We start from the raw sequence: 20,551 nt of genomic DNA, 5'->3' as shown, positions 1-20,551 counted from the left end.
CCATTCGTCCCCCGAACCTGCCATGCCTGCTCTCGCGCCCTACGCCTGTGACCCGCGCGCCACGCGCGGGCGGCAGTTTGCCGAATCGCCGCCCGAAGGGCGCACCGAGTACCAGCGTGATCGCGATCGCATCGTGCATTGCGGGGCCTTCAGGCGGCTTGAATACAAGACCCAGGTGTTTCTCAATCACGAGGGCGATCTGTTTCGTACCCGCCTCACCCACAGCCTCGAAGTGGCCCAGATCGCGCGCACGCTGGCGCGCAATCTGGGGGTGCACGAAGACCTCATCGAGGCCATCGCGCTGGCGCATGACCTGGGTCACACGCCGTTTGGCCATGCGGGGCAGGATGAACTCAATGCCTGCCTGCGCGAACTCGCGCCCGCAGCCGGCGGCTTCGAGCACAATCTGCAGAGCCTGCGGGTGGTGGATACGCTCGAAGAGCGCTATGCGGCCTTCGATGGCCTGAACCTGTGCTTCGAGACGCGCGAGGGCATACTCAAGCATTGCTCGCGCCGGCAGGCCCGCCAGCTGGGCGCCGTGGGCGAGCGTTTCCTGAATGGCAGCCAGCCCTCGCTCGAGGCCCAGCTGACCAACCTGGCCGATGAGATCGCCTACAACAATCACGATGTGGACGACGGCCTGCGTTCGGGCCTGATCAGCGTGCCGCAACTGCTCGAGGTCGAATTCTTCGCCCGCCATCACGCGGCCGTCCTGCAGCGCTGGCCGCAGATCGAGGCCCGCCGCCTGGTGCATGAAGTGATCCGGGCCATGATCAATACGCTCGTGCTCGATCTGACGCACAGCACGGCCGTGCGGCTGGCCGCGCAGGCGCCGGGCTCGGTCGATGCGGTGCGGGCTGCGCCGCCACTGGCGGCCTTTTCGGATACGGTGCGCGCGCAGGCCAACGAGCTCAAGCGCTTCCTGCACGACAATCTGTACCGCCACTGGCGTGTCGTGCGCATGACCGGCAAGGCCCGGCGTATCGTGCGCGAGCTGTTCACGGCTTTTCTCGCAGAACCCCGTCTGCTCGCGCCCGAGTACCGGCGCGACGATCCCGTGCAGCAGGCGCGTGCGATCGCCGACTACATCGCCGGCATGACGGATCGCTACGCGATCCGCGAGCACGACGCCATTTACCGCATGGGCTAGCGTCCTTACGGTCCGTACATGGTCAGAAAGCATCTTTTCTTCTTTTTCCTGCTGCTGGCCATATACGCTGGAACCCTGGCGATAGAACGAATCGATCGGGTGCGCCATGCCGCGCAGGCGACGCAGCAGGTGCAGCAGCGGCTCGAGGCGGGTACACGAAATCTGGAGGCGTATCTGCTGAGCCTGGTCGAGATCAACGAGCGGCTGGCCGAAGCCCTGGCCGTGGCCGAAGGGGATGAAATCCAGCCCTTCGACCTCTGGACAGCCGAGCTGCACCGCCAGCACCCCGAACTGATCAGCCAGTCCTGGATAGACGGCCTGAGCCTGCGCCGCGTGGCGCCGCCCGCCGGCAATGAAGGCATCGTGGACCTGGACTATGGCCGGCATCCGGAATACATGGGCGGTATCCAGCGCATGCTGGCACGTCGCGGCACCATACTCGATCCGGTGCCGCGTCTGCTGCAGACCGGGCGTCCGGGGGTATTGCTGCGCAGCCCCTTTTATCGCCAGGATGACAAGGACCGGTATCGCGGGCATGTGGTGCTGTCGCTGGACTGGCACGGGATGCTGCAGCGCCAGGGGCTGGCGGGCGACGATGTGCCGTTCGAACTGCAGATCCGCCAGGAAGATGCCGATGGGGTGGAGCATCTGCTGCACGGGCCCGTCGAATTGCCCGTGAACCACCGCAGCGAGACGCGCCTCGAACTGCCTGATCAGGTCTGGTGGCTGCGTGCCGTGCCCAGCCGCACGCTGGCGGCCTACCCGGCCGCATGGGCGGGCTTGATCCGGGTGCTGGGCCTGCTGCTGGCGCTTGCGGTGCTGGCGCTGTGGTGGCGGCACAGCGGCACCCTGCACAAGCGGCTGCGTCGCCTGCCGCGCGATGGGCTGACCTCGCTGCGCACGTTCATTCTGCTGGCCGTGCTGGTGCCGCTGCCCATCATCGCCGGGCTTACCGGCTGGTGGGTCTATGGTGCCTCGATCCGTGCCGTACGGATACTCGAAGAACAGCAGGTCACCGAGTTGGGCGGCCTCATTCGCGGGCGTCTGGCATCGGCTTTCGGGATTCCGGGCAGTGTGCTGACCTTCAATCAGGGGCAGTGGCACGGGCGCCTGATCCAGGCACGCGATCCCGCAGCGATGCTGGACAGCTTCATGTTGCAGCTGCGTGCCCAGCCGCACCTGACGTTGCTGGGCTTTGCACGTGAGGATGGCCGCTTCTGGGCGGCCAGCCGTACCTGGCAGGGGGGCGTATCCAGCCTGCGGATTCTCGAGTCGGACATGAGGCTGGATGGCCGGATGCGCAAGTTCCATGTGGATGATGCCAACCGGCACGGGCCGCTCGAGTCGCTGGGCGATCGCTACGTCGACATGCGCTCGCATGCACGCTACCGCAGCGCTGCGGATACGCCAGGCCTGCACTGGAATCTGCCCGATCCGTATGCGCTGCAGGATGCGGCCATGCTCTACGAGGACTGGGGTATCGGCATGTCATTGCAACTGCGTGATGCGCAGGGGCAACCGACCGGGGTGTTGATGGCCGATGTGGCGCTGGCCCAGATCAACGAGCTGCTGCGCGATGAAATGGCGCCCCTTTCCGGGCTGGCCTGGCTGACGCTGCCCGATGGTACCTTGCTGGCGGCCTCGTCGCCGCAGGCCCTGGGCCAGCCGATGCGCGATGGTTTCATGTATACCCAGGCCGTGCACAGCCCCCTGCCCGAGGTGCGTCAGGGTATGGAATGGATCCACGAGAGCCGCGAATCGACCGGTCAGTACTGGATGAGGGTGGATGGTGTGCGTACGCTGCTGCACTGGCGTTCGCTCGAACTGCCCAACGGGCCGCGCCTGCAGCTGGCGCTTGCGCTGCCCGAAGACCGCTATACCGAGTCAATCGAGGGGATTCTGTTGCGCATCGGTCTGCTGGTGATGGGCTTCTGGCTGATGGGCACGCTGCTGGCCTTCGGGCTGGCCTGGTGGTTCTCGCGCCCCTTGCGCGAGCTCAGCGTCTGGGCCGAGCAGCTGGCGCATGATCAGAGTGGTCGCACGGAGCCCGTACACAGCCCGGTGCGCGAGATCGCCACGCTGTCGCGTGCCCTGAGCCGGATGGCCCGGCATATGCAGGCGCATGCCAGCCAGCTCGAGCAGCAGGTGGCCGAGCGCACCGAGGCACTCACGCTGGCCAATGCGCGGCTGCAGGCGCTGTCGCTCACCGATGGGCTGACGGGCCTGGCGAACCGGCGTCATTTCGACCAGGTGCTCGCCAAGGAATGGGCCCGTGCACGGCGTTCGGGCGAGCCGCTCAGTCTGCTCATGCTGGACGTGGATTATTTCAAGGCCTACAACGACCGCTATGGCCATCAGGCGGGGGACCAGGTCCTGTCGCGCCTGGCCGCCGTGCTGCAGGCGGCGTTGCAGCGCCCGGCCGACCTGGCCGCCCGCTATGGCGGTGAAGAATTTGCCGTCATCGTGCCGGGGCTGGATGTGGCGGCCGCCGGCCGGCTGGCCGACACCGTGCGCCGCAAGATCCAGGATCTGGGCATCGTGCATCCGCTGGGTGTGATGGGGCGCCTGACGATCAGCATCGGGGTGGCCCAGCAGGTGCCAGGTCATCTGGTGGGGGTAGAGGACCTGATCCGGCGCGCCGATGACGCGCTCTACCAGGCCAAGCGGGACGGGCGCAACCGGGTGATCGTGGCGGGTCAGGCCTGAGGGCGGGATCGGAGCACGGGGGCCAGCCAGTGGCCGGTGTGGCTGGCCGCGCAGGCGGCCAGGTCTTCAGGGGTGCCGGCAGCCACGATGGCACCGCCCCCCGCGCCGCCTTCGGGGCCCAGGTCGACCACCCAGTCGGCCGTCTTGATCACGTCCATGTTGTGCTCGATGACCAGCACGGTGCTGCCGCTGTCGACCAGCCGCTGCAGGACGCGCAGCAATACGGCGATGTCTTCGAAGTGCAGGCCGGTGGTGGGTTCGTCGAGTACGTACAGGGTGCGTTCGGTGCCCCGCCGCGAGAGTTCCTGGGCCAGTTTGATGCGCTGGGCCTCGCCCCCCGAGAGGGTGGTCGCACTCTGCCCCAGCCGCAGGTAGGCCAGGCCCACGTCGGCCAGGGTCTGCAGCTTGCGGGCCACGGATGGCACGGCGGCAAACAGGTCCAGGGCCTGGGCGACGGTCAGCTCGAGCACCTGGCTGATGTTCAGGCCGCGGTAGCGGATGTCCAGGGTTTCGCGGTTGTAACGGCGCCCCTGGCAGACTTCGCAGGGCACGTACATGTCGGGCAGGAAGTGCATTTCGACCCGCACCACGCCGTCCCCCTGGCAGGCTTCGCAGCGGCCCCCCTTGACGTTGAAGGAGAAGCGGCCCGCGTCGTAGCCGCGCAGGCGGGCTTCCGGCACACCGGCAAAGAGTTCGCGCAGGGGCGTGAACAGGCCGGTGTAGGTGGCCGGGTTGCTGCGCGGCGTGCGCCCGATGGGTTCCTGGTCGATGCTGATGATCTTGTCGAAATGGCTCAGGCCTTCGAGTGCGTCAAAGGGCGCCGGCTGGGCCTGGGCGCGCTGCAGGGCACGCCCCAGCGCGGGGACCAGGGTGTCGTTGACGAGGGTGGATTTGCCCGAGCCCGAGACGCCGGTGACGCAGACAAAGCGCCCGATCGGCAGTTCGAAGTCGATATGTTTCAGGTTGTTGCCTGAGCAGCCGCGCAGAACCAGCCATGAGTGCCCGTCGGGCACGGCGCGCCGCCCGGGTACGGGAATGCGGCGCGTGCCGGCCAGATATTGGCCGGTGAGCGAGGCGGCACAGGCAGCCACTTGCGCCGGGGTGCCCTGGGCCACCAGGTGACCCCCGAGCTCGCCCGCCCCCGGGCCCATGTCGATCACGTGGTCGGCCGCGCGGATCATGTCTTCGTCGTGCTCGACGACGATCACGCTGTTGCCCAGGTCGCGCAATTGCTGCAGGCTGTGGATGAGGCGCTGGTTGTCGCGCTGGTGCAGGCCGATGGAGGGTTCGTCGAGCACGTACATGACCCCGGTGAGCCCCGAGCCGATCTGGCTGGCCAGGCGGATGCGTTGCGATTCGCCCCCCGAGAGGGTGTTGGTGCCGCGGTCCAGCGTGAGATAGTCCAGCCCCACGTCGTTCAGGAAATCGAGCCGGGCGCGGATTTCATGCACGATGCGGGCGGCCACCTCGCGGCGTGCGCCCGTGGGCTGCCAGTGCGTGAACCAGGCCCGGCAATCGGCCAGGGACAGGGCTTCGAGCTGGTAGATGGCCTGATCGCCCAGACGCACATGCCGCGCCGTGCGGCCCAGGCGGGTGCCGTGGCAGGCCGGACAGGGCGTGCTGCGACGCAGGCGTGCGAGTTCGTCGCGCACCGCATTCGAGTGGGTCTCGCGCCAGCGGCGTTCGAGATTGGGGATGACCCCTTCGAAGGGGTGTTGCCTGAGCACGGGCAGGCCGCCTTCGCCCAGATACTGGAAGGCGATGGGGGTGTCGCCCGAACCATGCAGGATGGCCTGCTGGATGGCCGGGTCCAGATCCTGATAGGGGGTTTCGAGCTCGAAGCCGTAGTGCTGTGCGAGGCTGGCCATGGTGGCGTAGCTGAAGGCGTTGCGGCGATCCCAGCCATGGATGGCACCGCCTGCCAGGCTGAGTTCGGGCAGGGCGACCACGCGTTCGGGATCGAAGGCGTCGACCTGGCCCAGGCCCTTGCACTCGGGGCAGGCACCGGCCGGGTTGTTGAAGCTGAACAGGCGTGGTTCGAGCGGCTCTTGCGTGTGGCCGCACAGCGGGCAGGCGTAATCCACCGAGTACGCGGCCTCGGTGTGGCGGTCCATGTCGAGCACGCGCACCCGGCCACGCGCCAGTTCGAGCGCCGTCTCGAGGCTGTCGGCCAGGCGCTGGCGCGCGTCCGGGCGCACGCGCAGGCGATCGACCACCACGTCCAGGTCCCAGGGGCCGTCGCTCACGGGCGTGGGCACACTGCCATCGAGCAGGTGCTGGCTGCCGTTGACGCGTACGCGCATGAAACCCAGCGCCTGCAGGCGGCGGCATTCGTCGCCCAGGTCATCGCGACTGGCCCGCGCCAGCGGGGCGAGCACGGCGATGCGCGTACCCTCGGGCAGGGCCAGGGTCTGGTCGACCATCTGGCTGACGCTGTGGGCCTGCAGGGGCACGCCATGTTCAGGGCAGTACGGGGTGCCCACCCGGGCGTACAGCAGGCGCAGGTAATCATGGATCTCGGTCACCGTGCCCACGGTGGAGCGCGGGTTGTGGCCGGCGGTTTTCTGCTCGATGGCGATGGCGGGCGACAGGCCGGTGATCACGTCCACATCGGGCTTGTCCATCATCTGCAGGAACTGGCGTGCGTAGGCCGACAGGCTTTCGACATAGCGCCGCTGGCCTTCGGCATACAGCGTATCGAAGGCCAGCGACGACTTGCCCGACCCCGACAGCCCGGTGACGACCACGAGTTGCCGGCGCGGGATCTCGAGCGACAGATTCTTCAGGTTGTGGGTGCGGGCACCACGGATACCGATGACGTCCATGCGGGTGGGGCGGTTCAGGTTTTTCGACGGGCAACTTGCTACTATAACGCGCAGCCCTGTTTACAATCGAAGGGCCTCTCACTGTTCTATGGCGCGCACATGGCCCGTTCTTCTGCTCCCACTCCTGCCCTGCGGCTCACTCCCCTCGAGCGGCGCAGCAGCATCTCGCTGGCCCTGTTGTTTGCCGCGCGCATGCTGGGCCTGTTCCTGCTCACCCCCATCTTCGCGGTGGCTGCGCAGACCCTGGTGGGTGGCAACGATCCGGTGCGCGTGGGGCTTGCGCTGGGGGCCTACGGGCTCACCCAGGCGATCATGCAGATCCCGCTGGGCATGGCCTCCGACCGCTACGGGCGCCGGCCGATCATCGTGTTCGGCATGCTGCTGTTCGTGCTGGGCGGGGTAGTGTGCGCGCTCACCGACGATGTCGACTGGGTCACGGTGGGGCGCATCATTCAGGGCCTGGGTGCCGTGTCGGCGGCCATCACGGCCTGGATCGCGGATGCCACGCGCCCCGAAGTGCGTACGCGCGCCATGGCCATGGTGGGCGGTTCGATCGGCATCTCGTTTGCCCTGTCGCTGGTGCTCTCGCCCATGCTGGTGGGGGCGTTCGGCCTGTCGGGCCTGTTCTGGGCAATCAGCCTGCTGGGTTTCGTGTGCCTGCTGATCGCCATGTTCTTCGTGCCCGCCGTGCCGCGCTCCGAGGCCGACATCGTGCAGGCGTCGGCACACGACGTGCTGGCCCATCGCGATCTGCTGCGCCTGAACTTCGGGGTGTTCTGCCTGCATTTCATCCTGATGGCGCTGTTCATGGTCACGCCGGGCCTGCTGGGGCGGCTGGGCGACTACACCTCGGCCAGTCTCTGGAAGGTCTACCTGCCGGTCATTCTGCTGTCGTTCGTCTTCATGGTGCCGGCGGTCTTCTATACAGAAACCCGCAAGGTACACAAGTACGCGCTCGAGTGGGCGGTGCTGGGCCTGGCGGTGGTGCTGGCGGTACTGCCCTGGATCTCGGGTTGGTTCTGGCCGGTGGCGGCGGCGCTGGTGGGTTTCTTCGTGGCCTTCAACATCCTCGAGGCCCTGCAGCCGTCGCTGGTGTCGCATGTGGCGCCACCCAGCTACAAGGGGCTGGCGCTGGGGTTCTACAACACGGCCCAGTCGCTGGGGGTGTTCGCGGGCAGCCTGGCGGGCGGCATGCTGGTGCGCGCCAGCGGGCCCTCCATGGTGTTCTGGGTCTGTGCCATGCTGGCGGTGGTCTGGCTGTACACGGCGCGGGGTTTCAAAGAGGTGCGCCTGTAGGGGCGTTCGGCAGCAAGCTTGGCCGGGGACTTGGCAGAAGGGCTCGGCAGAGGGTTTGGCAGAGGGTTTGGCAGGGAGGCCGGAGCGGGGGTCACGCCGTCTTGCCGGCGCGCTTGTAGCGCAAATCCCGCTTGGGCGATAATGTCCCGTTCATGTCTTCACGATGGGGCCCGGCATGCCGTTATGGGCATAATCGGGCTTTGTCCCTCACGCACAGGAACCACCATGGCCTCAGTCAACAAAGTCATCCTCGTCGGCAACCTCGGGCGCGACCCCGAAGTGCGCTACAGCCCCGATGGGGCCGCCATCTGCAATCTGGCGCTGGCCACCTCCAGCCAATGGAAAGACAAGGCCACGGGCGAGCGCCGCGAAGAAACCGAATGGCATCGCGTGGTGCTGTTCAACCGGCTGGCCGAAATCGCGGGCGAATACCTCAAAAAGGGCCGTTCGGTCTACATTGAAGGGCGCCTGCGCACGCGCAAGTGGCAAGACAAGGAAACCGGGGCGGATCGCTACAGCACCGAAATCGTGGCCGACCAGATGCAGATGCTGGGTGGGCGCGACAGCGCCGACACAGACGCCGGCTTCGACCAGGCCCCGGCCCGCCGGCCGGCACCCCAGCGCCCCGCCCAGCAGGCCCGCCCGGCGGCACCCGCGGCGGCCGCCGACCTGTCCGACATGGATGACGACATCCCGTTCTGAAATTCACCGGGTGCATTTTTGTTGATCAGGCCTGCGGCAAACCGCGTCCTGCACGCCTTCAAACATGAACTTCGGCCCGGCGGCCAGCAGGAACGGCCAATGCGCCGATCTGGTCGGCGCGATCAATGTACCAAGGGCGGGACACGCCCAGTTCTCTGCTATATTGTTTCAATCATGCGTCACCCGTACCCTTCAGGAGACAAATCAATGGCCAAAGCACGTACCTGCCTCGTTGCCGCCATGGCACTGGGCACCCTGTCGCTGGCGGCTCATGCCGAGAAATGGGATATGCCGCTGGCCTATCCTGCAGCCAACTACCATTCAATCAATGCCGCCGATTTCGGCACCTGCGTACACGACAAGACCAGCGGCAAGCTCGACATCGTCACCCACCCCAATGGCTCGCTGTTCGGTGGTGACGACATCAAGCGGGCCGTACAGACCGGCCAGGTCAACATCGGCGAACGGGTGCTGTCGGCGCACGAAAACGAAAACCCCATCTACGGGCTCGAGGCCATTCCGTTCCTGGCCACGTCCTTCGATGCGTCCGACAAGCTCTGGAAGGCCGGGCTGCCGGTCATGGAAGAAGTCCTCGACAAGCAGAATCTGGTCTACCTGTATTCCGTGCCCTGGCCATCCAGCGATCTCTACACCAAGAAAGAGATCCACACCATGGATGATCTCAAGGGCATCAAGTTCCGCACCTACAATGCGGCCCAGACGCGCATCGCCGAACTCACCGGGCTGGTGCCGGTGCAGGTCGAGGCGGCCGACCTCAGCCAGGCCCTGGCCACGGGCGTGGTCGATGCCATCATGACCTCCAGCACCACGGGGGTCGACAGCAAGGTCTGGGAATCCGGCCTCAAGTATTACTATGCCGTGCAGGCCTGGCTGCCCCGCAACACGGTGTTCGTCAACAAGAAGGTCTGGAACGGGCTCGATGACGCCACCCGTGCGGCACTCGTCGAGTGCGGCAACGAAGCCTACGATCGCGGCCTGCAAACCGCCAAGGATCTGTCTGCCCAGTACCAGCAGAAACTGGTCGACAACGGCATCCAGGTGCTCGAACCCAGCGCAGACCTCAAGCAGGGCCTGGCCAAGGTGGGCGAGACCATGACCACAGAATGGCTGCAGAAGGCCGGCGCAGACGGGCAGAAGATACTCGATGCCTACCGCAAGCCCCAGTCCTGAAGACCGCGCCGTTCTGACCCCGGGCCCCTCGCGGGCCCGGGCCTTGGGGCAGCGCTCTTGAGCGCGCCCCGGCACAGGCTGCGCAAAACGCTGGATCTCGTCTATCTGGCGGCAGGGGGGCTGTCTGCCCTGTGCATTTTTCTGCTGTTTGTCACCGTGATCCTGCAGATGCTGTTTCGGGCGCTCGGCTGGAGCCTGCCGGGCGCCACGGATTACGCCGGCTACCTGATGGCGGCTGCGTCGTTCCTGGCCTTTGCCTATACCCTCAATCGCGGCGGGCACGTGCGCGTCAACCTGCTGCTGGGGCGCCTCACCGGGGGGCGCCGCCGGGCGCTCGAACTCGTCTGCCATGCGGCGGCAAGCGTGTTGTGCGTGGCCCTGGCCTGGCACGCCGTCAGCATGGTGTACTGGTCCTGGATGCTGGGCGATGTCAGCCAGGGGCAGGACGCCTCCGCGCTGTGGGTGGTGCAGACGCCGGTGGCCGTGGGGGCCGTGATCCTGGCCCTGTGCTTTCTGGACAATCTGCTGTCCATGCTCTTTTGCGGGCACGACAATATCGCTCATGCAGCCGATGACCTCGGCAGCTAGGGCGAATCCGCCAGCCATCTCCCGTCTCTCCATGCAGGTGTCTCCATGGATCCATTGATCATCGTCGGCCTGTTCCTGCTCATTCTGGCCCTGCTGCTGGGCAGCGGCCTGTGGATCGGCCTCTCGCTGCTGGGGTGCGCCTATCTGGGCATGGAGTTCTTCGCCTCCCGCCCGACGGGCGATGCGATGATGACGATCCTGTGGCGCTCTTCCACGGCCTGGTCGCTGACCGCGCTGCCCCTGTTCATCTGGATGGGCGAAATCCTGCACTGCACGCGCCTGTCATCGGACATGTTCAAGGGCCTGTCGCCCTGGCTGTCCCGCCTGCCGGGCGGGCTGCTGCACACGAATATCGTGGGCAGCGCCGTGTTTGCCGCGGTGTCCGGGTCTTCGGCAGCCACCTGCGTCACGGTGGGGCAGATCACCATCCCCGAACTGCGCCAGCGGCGCTACCCCGAGGGCCTGATCATGGGCACCCTGGCCGGGGCCGCCACGCTGGGTCTGCTGATCCCGCCTTCGCTGATCCTCATCGTGTACGGGGTGACGATCAACGAATCGATCAGCAAGCTGTTCATCGCCGGTATTCTGCCCGGTATCGTGCTGGCGCTGCTGTTCATGCTCTATGCGGGGGTGGCTGCGCGCCTGTCGCCAGATTGGGCGCCCGATCAGGAACCCCGCATTGTCCTGCGCGAGAAACTGCGCCGGGCGCGTGGGCTGCTGCCGGTGGTCAGCCTGATCATCGCGGTGATCGGCTCCATGTACATGGGGCTGGCCACCGCCACCGAGGCGGCGGCGGTGGGCGTGCTGGGCGCGCTCATCATTGCCGTGCTGCAGCGGGCCATTACCTGGCCCATGTTTCTGGCCAGCCTGATGAACGCCACCCGCACCTCGGCCATGATTGCGCTGCTGCTGGCCGGCGCGGCGTTCCTGACCCTGGCCATGGGTTTCGTCGGCTTGCCGCGCATGCTGGCCACCTGGATCGGCACGCTGGGCCTGACCCAGTTCGAACTGCTCATGGCGCTGCTGGTGTTCTACATCGTGCTGGGCATGTTTCTGGACGGCATCTCCATCGTCGTGCTCACGGTGTCCATCGTGCAGCCCATCATCGCCCAGGCGGGGATCGATCCGATCTGGTTCGGCATCTTCATCGTCATCACGGTCGAGATGGCCCAGATCACGCCGCCGGTCGGCTTCAACCTGTTCATCCTGCAGGGGCTGACGCGGCACGACCTGGGCTATCTGGCGAAGGCGGCCTTTCCGATGTTCCTGATCATGCTGGCGATGGTGTTCGTGCTGATCGCCTGGCCCGACCTGGTCACCTGGCTGCCTCAGCATGTCCGATAGTCGACACGGGCCTGCGCGGCCGCGGCCCGATCTCGCCGACATGCACCCCGACGACTGGGTGGCGCGCTGGCTGCCGGCGACCTGGGGGCCGTACGCGCGCCTGTGCCGGCTCGACCGGCCGGTGGGCACCTGGCTCACGCTGCTGCCGGCGCTGGCGGCCCTGGTGCAGGCGGCCGATGGCTGGCCCACGCTGTGGCGCGTGGTGGTGTTTGCGCTGGGCGCGTTGCTGATGCGCTGCGTGGGCTGCTGTTTCAACGATATTTTCGACCGCGATTTCGATCACCAGGTCGAACGCACGCGCTTTCGGCCGCTCACCAGCGGGCAGATCAGCCTGCGGGCGGCGCTGTGGTTCGTGTTCGCGCAACTGCTGGTGTGCGCGCTGCTGCTGCTGGCCATCAACACGCCCAGCCGCTGGCTGGCGCTGCTGCTGGTGCCGCTGGTGATCGTGTATCCGCTGTGCAAGCGTTTCACGTACTGGCCGCAGGCCGTGCTGGGTGCGGCCTTCAACTGGGGCATGCTGATGGCCTGGACCGATACGCGCGAGATGCTGCCCTGGCCGGCGCTGGCCATGTGGGTGGGGGCCATCCTGTGGCAGATCGGCTATGACGCGATCTACGGCTACATCGATTTGCGCGATGACCTGCGCCTGGGCCTGAAATCGGTCACCATGCGCTTTGGCGATCGGGGCAAGGCCTGGATCAGCGCCATGTACGCGCTCACCATCGTGCTCTGGGGGGCGGCTGGTCTGGGCATGCGCCTGGATGGGCCTTATTTCGTCGTGCTGGCCGTGATTGCCGCGCATTTCGTATGGCAGATGGTGCACTTCGACGTGCGCCACCCGGAACGCGGGCTGCGCCTGTTTCGCTCGAACATGCTGGTCGGGGTGCTGATGGTGGTGGCGGCGCTGGCCGGCACGATACTGCGCCCCTGGCTGTAGTAGACTGAGCCGCAACAGAACACGAAGCATTGCCTGTGCGCTTGTGGCCTGGCCTGTGGGTCGGCGGCGGGTCCGCACAGTTCCCATGGGAGACCGATCATGCCCGATGCCCCGTCCGGCGCCAGTGCGCTCGACTTCGATTATGTCATTGTGGGGGCCGGTTCGGCCGGCTGCCTGCTGGCCAACCGCCTGTCACGCAAGCACCGCGTGCTGCTGCTCGAAGCCGGCGGGCCGGATGACTGGCGCTGGATCCACATCCCGGTCGGCTATCTGTACTGCATAGGCAACCCGCGCACCGACTGGTGCTACCGCACCCAGGCCGACCCGGGCCTCAATGGGCGCGCGCTGGGTTATCCGCGCGGGCGCGTGCTAGGCGGCTCATCGTCCATCAACGGCATGCTCTACCTGCGCGGCCAGGCGGCCGACTACGACGGCTGGGCCGCGCTGGGCAACACGGGCTGGGCCTGGGAAGACGTTCTGCCGCTGTTCATGGCGGTCGAAGACCATCACGCCGGGGCGAGCGAATTCCACGGTGCCTCGGGCACCTGGCGGGTCGAGCAGCAGCGCCTGCGCTGGAAGGTGCTCGATGCCTTTCGTGCCGCGGCCGGGCAGGCGGGCATCCCGGGCACCGATGACTTCAATCGGGGTGACAACTTCGGCTGCAATTACTTCGAGGTCAACCAGCGGCGCGGCGTACGCTGGAACGCGGCCAAGGCCTTCCTGCATCCCGTCATGGGGCGCGATCATCTCAAGGTGATGACGCATGCCCAGGTGGGCCGCATCCTGTTCGAAGGCCGGCGGGCCACGGGGGTTGAATTCACCCATGAAGGCCAGCGCCTGCAGGCGCGCGCGCGGCGCGAACTCATCCTGGCCGCCGGGGCCATCGGCTCGCCGCAACTGCTGCAGGTGTCGGGCGTGGGCCCTGGCGCGCATCTGCAGGCGCTGGGCGTGCCGCTGGTGCACGATCTTCCCGGGGTGGGCGAGAACCTGCAGGATCACTTGCAGTTGCGCATGATCTTCCGGCTGCAGGGGGCGCTCACGCTCAATACCCTGGCCAACGCCTGGTGGGGCAAGGCCTGGATGGGGCTGCAGTATCTGCTCTGGCGCAGCGGGCCGCTGTCGATGGCACCTTCGCAACTGGGTGCGTTTGCCCGTTCGGATGCCGCGCAACCGCGGCCCAACCTCGAATATCACGTGCAGCCGCTGTCGCTCGACAAGTTCGGCGATCCGCTGCACCGGTTCCCGGCCATGACGGCCTCGATCTGCAACCTGCAGCCCGAAAGCCGCGGGCATGTGCGCGCGCGCACGCCCGAGTTCTCCGATGCGCCCGAAATCCTGTGCAACTACCTGAGCACGACCCACGATCGTGCCGTGGCGGCCGATGCGCTGCGCCTGACGCGCACTATCATGGCGCAGGCGGCGATGGCGCCGTATCGCCCCGAAGAGTATCTGCCGGGGGCCGCCGTACAGGGGCAGGAAGCGCTCGAGGCAGCGGCGGGCGACATCGGCACGACGATTTTCCATCCGGTGGGCACATGTAAAATGGGCGTCGATCCGCAGGCGGTGGTCGATCCCCAGTTGCGGGTCCACGGGCTCGAGGGCCTGCGCGTCATCGATGCCTCGATCATGCCGCGCATCACCTCGGGGAACACCAATTCGCCCACCATCATGATTGCCGAAAAAGGCGCCCGCATGATTCTGGCTGCCTGACCACCCTTCTTGCGCCGATACGGCATCCATCACCCTGATACCTCATCCGTCATCACCAGGACCCGAATATGGTCAGTCATACCGAAGTCGTGGCAACCGTTCTTTTTGCCATCGCCATCGTCCATACCTTTTCCGTTCCCGTTTTTGCCCGGCTGGCCAACAAGGGGGGCGCGCACGCCGGCCTGTGGCACCTGCTCTCCGAAGTCGAAGCGGTGTTCGGTGTCTGGGCCTGTGCGCTGTTCGTCTGGATGACGCTGACCCTGGGGCTCGAAGGGGCCGTCCAGTATCTAGAGACGCGCAATTTCACCGAGCCGGCCTTCGTGTTCGTGATCATGGTGGTGGCCGCCAGCCGGCCCATCATCGAACTCGTGCAGCGGGTGGTCGACATGGTTTCGCGCTGGATACCGGTGCGCCACGAACTGTCGCGCTTCTTCGTGGTGATGGCGCTGGTGCCGCTGTCGGGGTCGCTGATCACCGAGCCGGCGGCCATGACGCTGGCGGCTCTGCTGTTGCGTGATGCCTATTTCCGCCGCCCGGGGCAGGACGGCTTCAAGTACCTGGCCATTGGCGTGCTGTTCGTGAACGTCTCGATCGGCGGCGTGCTCACGGCCTATGCCGCGCCACCGGTGCTCATGGTGGCGCACACCTTCGGCTGGGACACGGCCTTCATGGCCACCCATTTCGGCTGGCGCGCGGTATCGGCCGTACTCATCAACAGCCTGGTGCTCACCTGGATCTGCCGGCCGTTCCTGGTGGATGGCTCGATCGGCAAGCCGCAGCATGAACTGGACGCGGGCGAAGGTCAGCGGCCCATGTCGGTGGTGGTCATGCTGGTGCACGTGCTGTTCCTGCTGGCCGTGGTCATGGCCTCGCACCACATGACGATCTTTCTCGCCCTGCTGGTGCTGTTCATCGGCTACGCGCACGCCTACAAGCGTTACCAGTCGCCCCTGCTGCTGCGCGAGGGGTTGATGGTGGGCTTCTTCCTGGCCGGTCTGGTGGTGCTGGGCGGGCTGCAGCAGTGGTGGCTGCAGGAACTGCTGGCGGGCCTGTCACCCTATGTGCTGTACGCGGGGGCCACGCTGCTGACCGCCGTCACCGATAACGCGGCGCTCACGTATCTGGGTTCGCTGGTCGAGGGCACCGATGAGCTCTGGCGCTACATGCTGGTGGCCGGTGCGGTCACCGGCGGGGGCCTGACGGTGATCGCCAATGCGCCCAATCCGGCCGGCTTCTCGCTGCTCAAGGGCTGCTTTGCGCATGGTACGATCTCGCCCTTGAAACTGCTGGGGGCGGCCAGCGTGCCCACGCTGGTGGCTGCTATCATGTTCCTTTTGCCCGGCTCCTTTTCATAGGGGGCGGGCTTTTGTGCCTGCATTTGCACCATGCGCTTTCTGAAACGCTACTTCATGACCGGCCTGCTGATCTGGCTGCCGCTGGTGGCCACCATCTGGGTGCTGGCCATGCTGGCCCGCACCCTGGTCTCGCTGGTGCCGGCGTTTCTGTCGCCCGAGGTTCTGTTCGGGGTGGATATCCCCGGGTTCGAACTGGCCCTGGTGCTGGTGGTGGTGTTCTTCACCGGGCTGATCTTCGCCAATTTCATCGGCCGGGCGCTGCTCGCCCGCTGGGAGGCCCTGCTGAGTCATATTCCGCTGGTGCGCTCCATCTATCACTCGGTCAAGCAGGTGGGCGACACGGTGTTTGCACCCAACGGCCAGGCCTTTCGCGAGGCCGTACTGGTGCAGTACCCGCGCGAGGGCCTGTGGACCATCGGTTTCATCACCGGGGTGCCCTGTGTCCAGGCGGCCGCACATCTGCCGGGGGATTACGTCAGCATCTATGTGCCCACTACGCCCAACCCCACCTCGGGTTTCTTTCTGATGCTGCCGCGCAGCGATGTCCGCATGCTCGACATACCGGTCGAAGCCGCCTTGAAGCACATCATCTCCATGGGCGTGGTGGCCCCGCCGGCGACCCCCACTTCCCCAGACACCCTTCCGACACGGAGCCCTTCTTGAACCGTACCTGCTATACCGGCGAGGTTTCCACGCAATACCTCGACCAGACCGTCACCCTGTTTGGCTGGGTGCACCGGCGTCGCGACCACGGCGGCGTGATCTTCATCGACCTGCGTGACCGCGCCGGCCTGGCCCAGGTGGTGGTCGACCCCGACACGCCCGAGGTCTTCGCCCGCGCCGAGCGGATCCGCAACGAATACTGCCTGCGCATCACCGGCCGGGTACGGCGCCGCCCCGAAGGCACCCAAAACCCCGAACTCACGTCGGGCGAGATCGAGATCCTGTGCCAGGATCTCGAGATCCTCAACCCTTCGGTTACACCGCCTTTCCAGCTCGATGACGACAATCTGTCCGAAACCACGCGCCTGACGCACCGGGTGCTCGACCTGCGCCGTCCGCAGATGCAGCACAACCTGATGCTGCGCTACCGGGTGGCCATGGTGGTGCGCAATTATCTGGACGCCCAGGGCTTCATCGATATCGAAACCCCGATGCTCACGCGCAGCACCCCGGAAGGCGCCCGCGACTACCTGGTGCCGTCGCGGGTGAACCCGGGCGAATTCTTCGCACTGCCGCAGTCGCCCCAGTTGTTCAAGCAGCTGCTGATGGTGGCCGGGTTCGACCGCTATTATCAGATCACCAAGTGTTTCCGCGACGAAGACCTGCGCGCCGATCGCCAGCCCGAATTCACGCAGATCGACTGCGAGACGTCGTTCCTCGACGAGACGCAGATCCGCAGCCTGTTCGAGGGCATGGTGCGCGAGGTCTACCGCCAGGTGCTCGAGGTCGAGCTGCCGGATCCTTTTCCGGTCATGAGCTGGGCCCAGGCCATGCAGCGCTTTGGTTCCGACAAGCCCGATCTGCGGGTCCAGCTCGAGTTCACCGATGTGGCCGACCTGATGCGCGATGTCGCCTTCAAGGTTTTTTCCGGTCCGGCCAATGATCCGGGCTGCCGGGTGGTCGCCTTGCGCGTGCCTGGCGGTGGCAGCCTGCCGCGCAGCGATATCGACGCCTATACCCGGTTTGTGGCCATTTACGGGGCGCGCGGGCTGGCCTACATCAAGGTCAATTCGGCCGCAGACATTCCGGGCGGGCTGCAGTCGCCCATCGTCAAGAACATCCATGAGGCCGCCTTGCGTGCCCTGATCGAACGCACCGGGGCCCAGGATGGTGATCTGATCTTCTTTGGCGCCGACCGGACCAAGGTGGTCAACGATGCGCTGGGGGCGTTGCGCGTGAAACTCGGGCAAAGCGAGTTCGGCCGCGCGAACGGGCTCTTCGAGCCGGGCTGGCGGCCGCTGTGGGTGGTCGATTTTCCGATGTTCGAATACGATGAGGCCGAAGGCCGTTATACGGCAGCCCATCATCCCTTCACCAGCCCCAAGGATGGCCACGAAGATCTGCTCGAGTCCGATCCGGGCCAGGCCCTGGCCAAGGCCTATGACATGGTCATGAATGGCTGGGAGATCGGCGGGGGGTCGGAGCGTATCCACCGCGCCGAGATCCAGACCAAGGTGTTCCGTGCCCTGCACATCGATGACGACGAGGCCCGGCAGAAATTCGGCTTCCTGCTCGATGCCCTGCAGTACGGCGCGCCACCCCATGGTGGCCTGGCCTTCGGGCTGGATCGCCTGGTGACGCTGATGGCCGGGGCGGATTCGATCCGTGACGTGATCGCCTTCCCCAAGACGCAGCGCGCCCAGGATCTGCTCACGCATGCACCGGCACCCGTCGATGAAAAACAGCTGCGCGAGCTGCACATCCGGCTGCGCCAGATCGAAAAAACAGAATAGGTGGGGGGTGTGTCGGGCATACGCGTCGTCAGCTACAACATCCACAAGGGCCGCTCGGCCACGGGCGGGCGCGAGTCGCTGGCCGACCTGCGCCTGGGCCTGTACGGCCTGCGCCCCGACCTGCTGTTCCTGCAGGAAGTCCAGGGGCGCAACGAGGCGCAGGTCAGTCTCGATGCCCAGCACGAGTCCCTGGCCGCCGCGCTACACATGGAGGCCGCCTACGGCTGCAATGCCGTGCGCGCCGCCACCGATCATGGCAATGCACTGCTGTCGCGCTACCCCATCCTGAGCTTCGAAAATCAGGATGTCTCCGATCACCGGCTCGAGCAGCGAGGCCTGCTGCATGCCGTGGTCGAAATGAACGGCGTGCCGGTGCATTGCCTGGTGGTGCACCTGGGGCTGCTGGCGGGGGGGCGCGCGCGGCAGGTCGAGGCGCTGGTGGATCGTATCCGGCGCCTGGTGCCCGACCCCGAGCCACTGCTCATTGCCGGTGATTTCAACGATTGGAGCAACCGTCTCGCGCCGTTGTTCGTCGAGCAGCTCGGGCTGGTCGAGGTGTTTTCGGCGGCGCCGCAGGGGATGGACGAGGTGTATCGCCTGCGCAACACGGTGGCCCGCCTGCGCCAGCGCCTGCCCTGGACGGCCGACGCCGCCCTGCGCTCGACGCCCGAACTGGCCTTTCATGGCCAGGCCCGCACGACCCCGCCGCCGCGCACCTTTCCGGCCATGTTTCCGTGGCTGCGGCTCGATCGCATCTATCAGCGCGGTTTTGCCGTGCGCAAGGCGCGCGTGCTGCATGGCCTGCCCTGGAAGCAGCTGTCGGATCATGCGCCGCTGGTGGCGGATCTCGAATTGCCCTGAGCGGGAACTCTGGCAGATTGAACGGGAACTCCGGCAGATATTGGCACTCTAACCACTCGAGTGCTAAAATAGTGGAAAACCCTGAACGAGGCCCCAGCCACATGACAACACAACCGACCACCACGGCCCTGGTGCCGTCGCAGCTGTCGCTGGCCATTGCCAATCCGGCAGCGCTGGGCACCATCGAAGCCTACATCTCGGCGGTCAACCGCCTGCCGTTGCTCACGGCCGAACAAGAGGCCGACCTCGGCCGCCGTCTGCACGACCACAATGACCTCGACGCCGCGCGCGATCTCATCCTGTCGCATCTGCGTCTGGTCGTGTCCGTGGCGCGCCAGTATCTGGGCTACGGCCTGCCCCATGCCGACCTGATCCAGGAAGGCAACATCGGCCTCATGAAGGCGGTGCGCCGCTTCGATCCAGGCCGTGGCGTGCGTCTGGTGTCGTTTGCCATGCACTGGATCCGCGCCGAAATCCACGAATACGTGGTGCGCAACTGGCGCCTCGTCAAGGTGGCCACCACCAAGGCGCAGCGCAAGCTGTTCTTCAACCTGCGGCGCATGCGCCCCGACGGCACCAGCCTCGCGCCCGATCAGGTCGCTGACATCGCCCGCGAACTCAACGTGCGCCCCGAAGACGTGGCCGAAATGGAAGTGCGCATGTCCGGGGCCGACTGCGCCCTCGATGCCCCGGCCGATGCCGAAGATCAGTATGCACCCGCTGCCTGGCTGTCGGATCCCGGTCAGGAGCCCGCCGAGGTGCTGGCACGCCAGCAGATGGATACGCTGCAGGGCCAGGGCCTGCAGGATGCCCTGGCCACGCTCGATGCGCGTTCGCAGCACATCATGCGGGCGCGCTGGCTGGCTGATGACAAGGCCGCCACCTTGCACGAACTGGCCGCCGAATACGGGGTGTCGGCCGAGCGGGTGCGGCAGATCGAAGCCGCAGCACTCAAGAAGCTGCGCGTGGCCCTCGAGGGGCAGGCGCCCGATTTTCAGGCGGCCTGATCCGGGTCGTGTGATTCCGAGCGCGTGATCCGGGCTGCATGATCTGCGTTGAGCGATCCGGGATTGCAGTCTGCGCGGTCTCGTCCGGGCTCAAGCCAGTGTACAGTTGGTTGCAAATTGGTACCGAGCAGGGGTGAACCTTTTTGCTCGGCCCACGTCATACATCGTATCCCTGCCGCTTTGCAGGCTCGCCCGATTCCAGATCGCCAGGCGGGCCAGGCGTCAGGATACCCCTTTCGTCCGCCTCTTCTCTTCCCCTCGTATCAAAGCGGACGTTTTTCAGGATGCCTGCCATGGCATCCTTTTTTTGTGCGCCCAGCATGGGCGCACTCCTGTGGGTGCAAGTCCCGCCATAAGTTGGTCACAGCGAATGAAGTGAAGCGCAACTGCGCCAGGGCGACCGAGCGTGGGAAGGAAGCGTGG

16 protein-coding genes are annotated in these 20,551 nt (G+C 66.2%); 14 read left to right on the top strand and 2 right to left on the bottom strand.

What is annotated here, in order from left to right; genetic code table 11:
- Nucleotides 1-22 precede the first annotated feature (22 nt).
- Nucleotides 23-1,150, top strand: coding sequence for a deoxyguanosinetriphosphate triphosphohydrolase (locus tag WCY17_RS10055; protein WP_372702049.1), 1,128 nt, complete (start codon nt 23-25; stop codon nt 1,148-1,150).
- 18 nt (nt 1,151-1,168) lie between these two features.
- A complete protein-coding gene (locus tag WCY17_RS10050; protein WP_372702048.1) occupies nt 1,169-3,856 on the top strand; it encodes a diguanylate cyclase in 2,688 nt (895 codons plus the stop codon).
- Here WCY17_RS10050 and uvrA read toward each other — a convergent pair.
- Entirely contained in the window at nt 3,847-6,681 is a 2,835-nt protein-coding gene (gene uvrA / locus WCY17_RS10045; protein WP_372702047.1) for an excinuclease ABC subunit UvrA, read from the bottom strand. The genes WCY17_RS10050 and uvrA overlap by 10 nt on opposite strands.
- A 99-nt stretch (nt 6,682-6,780) precedes the next feature.
- Here uvrA and WCY17_RS10040 point away from each other — a divergent pair, with 99 nt between their 5' ends.
- From WCY17_RS10040 to rpoH, 12 genes are all read left to right on the top strand, one after another.
- A complete protein-coding gene (locus WCY17_RS10040; RefSeq protein WP_372702046.1) occupies nt 6,781-7,977 on the top strand; it encodes an MFS transporter in 1,197 nt (398 codons plus the stop codon).
- 225 nt (nt 7,978-8,202) lie between these two features.
- Nucleotides 8,203-8,679, top strand: coding sequence for a single-stranded DNA-binding protein (gene ssb / locus WCY17_RS10035; RefSeq protein ID WP_372702045.1), 477 nt, complete (start codon nt 8,203-8,205; stop codon nt 8,677-8,679).
- Between the two features lie 207 nt (nt 8,680-8,886).
- Nucleotides 8,887-9,870, top strand: coding sequence for a TRAP transporter substrate-binding protein (locus WCY17_RS10030; RefSeq protein WP_372702044.1), 984 nt, complete (start codon nt 8,887-8,889; stop codon nt 9,868-9,870).
- A 57-nt stretch (nt 9,871-9,927) separates the two neighbouring features.
- On the top strand, nt 9,928-10,458 hold the full coding sequence (locus tag WCY17_RS10025) for a TRAP transporter small permease (protein ID WP_372702043.1): 531 nt from the start codon (nt 9,928-9,930) through the stop codon (nt 10,456-10,458).
- Between the two features lie 45 nt (nt 10,459-10,503).
- Nucleotides 10,504-11,802 (top strand): TRAP transporter large permease, encoded by a 1,299-nt coding sequence (locus tag WCY17_RS10020; RefSeq protein WP_372702042.1) that lies wholly within the window; start codon nt 10,504-10,506, stop codon nt 11,800-11,802.
- Nucleotides 11,792-12,739: a 4-hydroxybenzoate octaprenyltransferase gene (gene ubiA / locus WCY17_RS10015; protein ID WP_372702041.1), complete on the top strand. Its 948-nt coding sequence runs from the start codon at nt 11,792-11,794 to the stop codon at nt 12,737-12,739. Before WCY17_RS10020 ends, ubiA begins: the two co-directional genes overlap by 11 nt.
- Nucleotides 12,740-12,838: 99 nt before the next feature.
- Nucleotides 12,839-14,449: a GMC family oxidoreductase gene (locus WCY17_RS10010; RefSeq protein WP_372702040.1), complete on the top strand. Its 1,611-nt coding sequence runs from the start codon at nt 12,839-12,841 to the stop codon at nt 14,447-14,449.
- Nucleotides 14,450-14,517: 68 nt separating this feature from the next.
- The gene (locus WCY17_RS10005) at nt 14,518-15,804 is read left to right on the top strand and encodes a putative Na+/H+ antiporter (RefSeq protein WP_372702039.1); all 1,287 of its coding nucleotides are present in this window, start codon (nt 14,518-14,520) and stop codon (nt 15,802-15,804) included.
- Between the two features lie 30 nt (nt 15,805-15,834).
- Nucleotides 15,835-16,467, top strand: coding sequence for a DUF502 domain-containing protein (locus WCY17_RS10000; protein WP_372702038.1), 633 nt, complete (start codon nt 15,835-15,837; stop codon nt 16,465-16,467).
- Complete coding sequence (aspS, locus tag WCY17_RS09995) at nt 16,464-18,260, top strand: aspartate--tRNA ligase (protein ID WP_372702037.1); 1,797 nt, start codon at nt 16,464-16,466, stop codon at nt 18,258-18,260. The genes WCY17_RS10000 and aspS overlap by 4 nt, the downstream gene beginning before the upstream one ends.
- Nucleotides 18,261-18,269: 9 nt before the next feature.
- A complete protein-coding gene (locus WCY17_RS09990; RefSeq protein ID WP_372702036.1) occupies nt 18,270-19,121 on the top strand; it encodes an endonuclease/exonuclease/phosphatase family protein in 852 nt (283 codons plus the stop codon).
- Nucleotides 19,122-19,222: 101 nt separating this feature from the next.
- Nucleotides 19,223-20,128 (top strand): RNA polymerase sigma factor RpoH, encoded by a 906-nt coding sequence (gene rpoH / locus WCY17_RS09985; protein WP_372702035.1) that lies wholly within the window; start codon nt 19,223-19,225, stop codon nt 20,126-20,128.
- Nucleotides 20,129-20,285: 157 nt separating this feature from the next.
- Here the strand turns inward: rpoH and WCY17_RS09980 are convergent, their stop codons facing one another.
- Complete coding sequence (locus WCY17_RS09980; protein WP_372702034.1) at nt 20,286-20,450, bottom strand: hypothetical protein; 165 nt, start codon at nt 20,448-20,450, stop codon at nt 20,286-20,288.
- Nucleotides 20,451-20,551 lie beyond the last annotated feature (101 nt).

Source organism: Castellaniella sp. (genome assembly GCF_041677825.1).
Taxonomy (GTDB): domain Bacteria; phylum Pseudomonadota; class Gammaproteobacteria; order Burkholderiales; family Burkholderiaceae_B; genus Castellaniella.
Note: the sequence above shows the minus strand (reverse complement) of the source record. Positions and strands in the feature narration are given on the sequence as shown.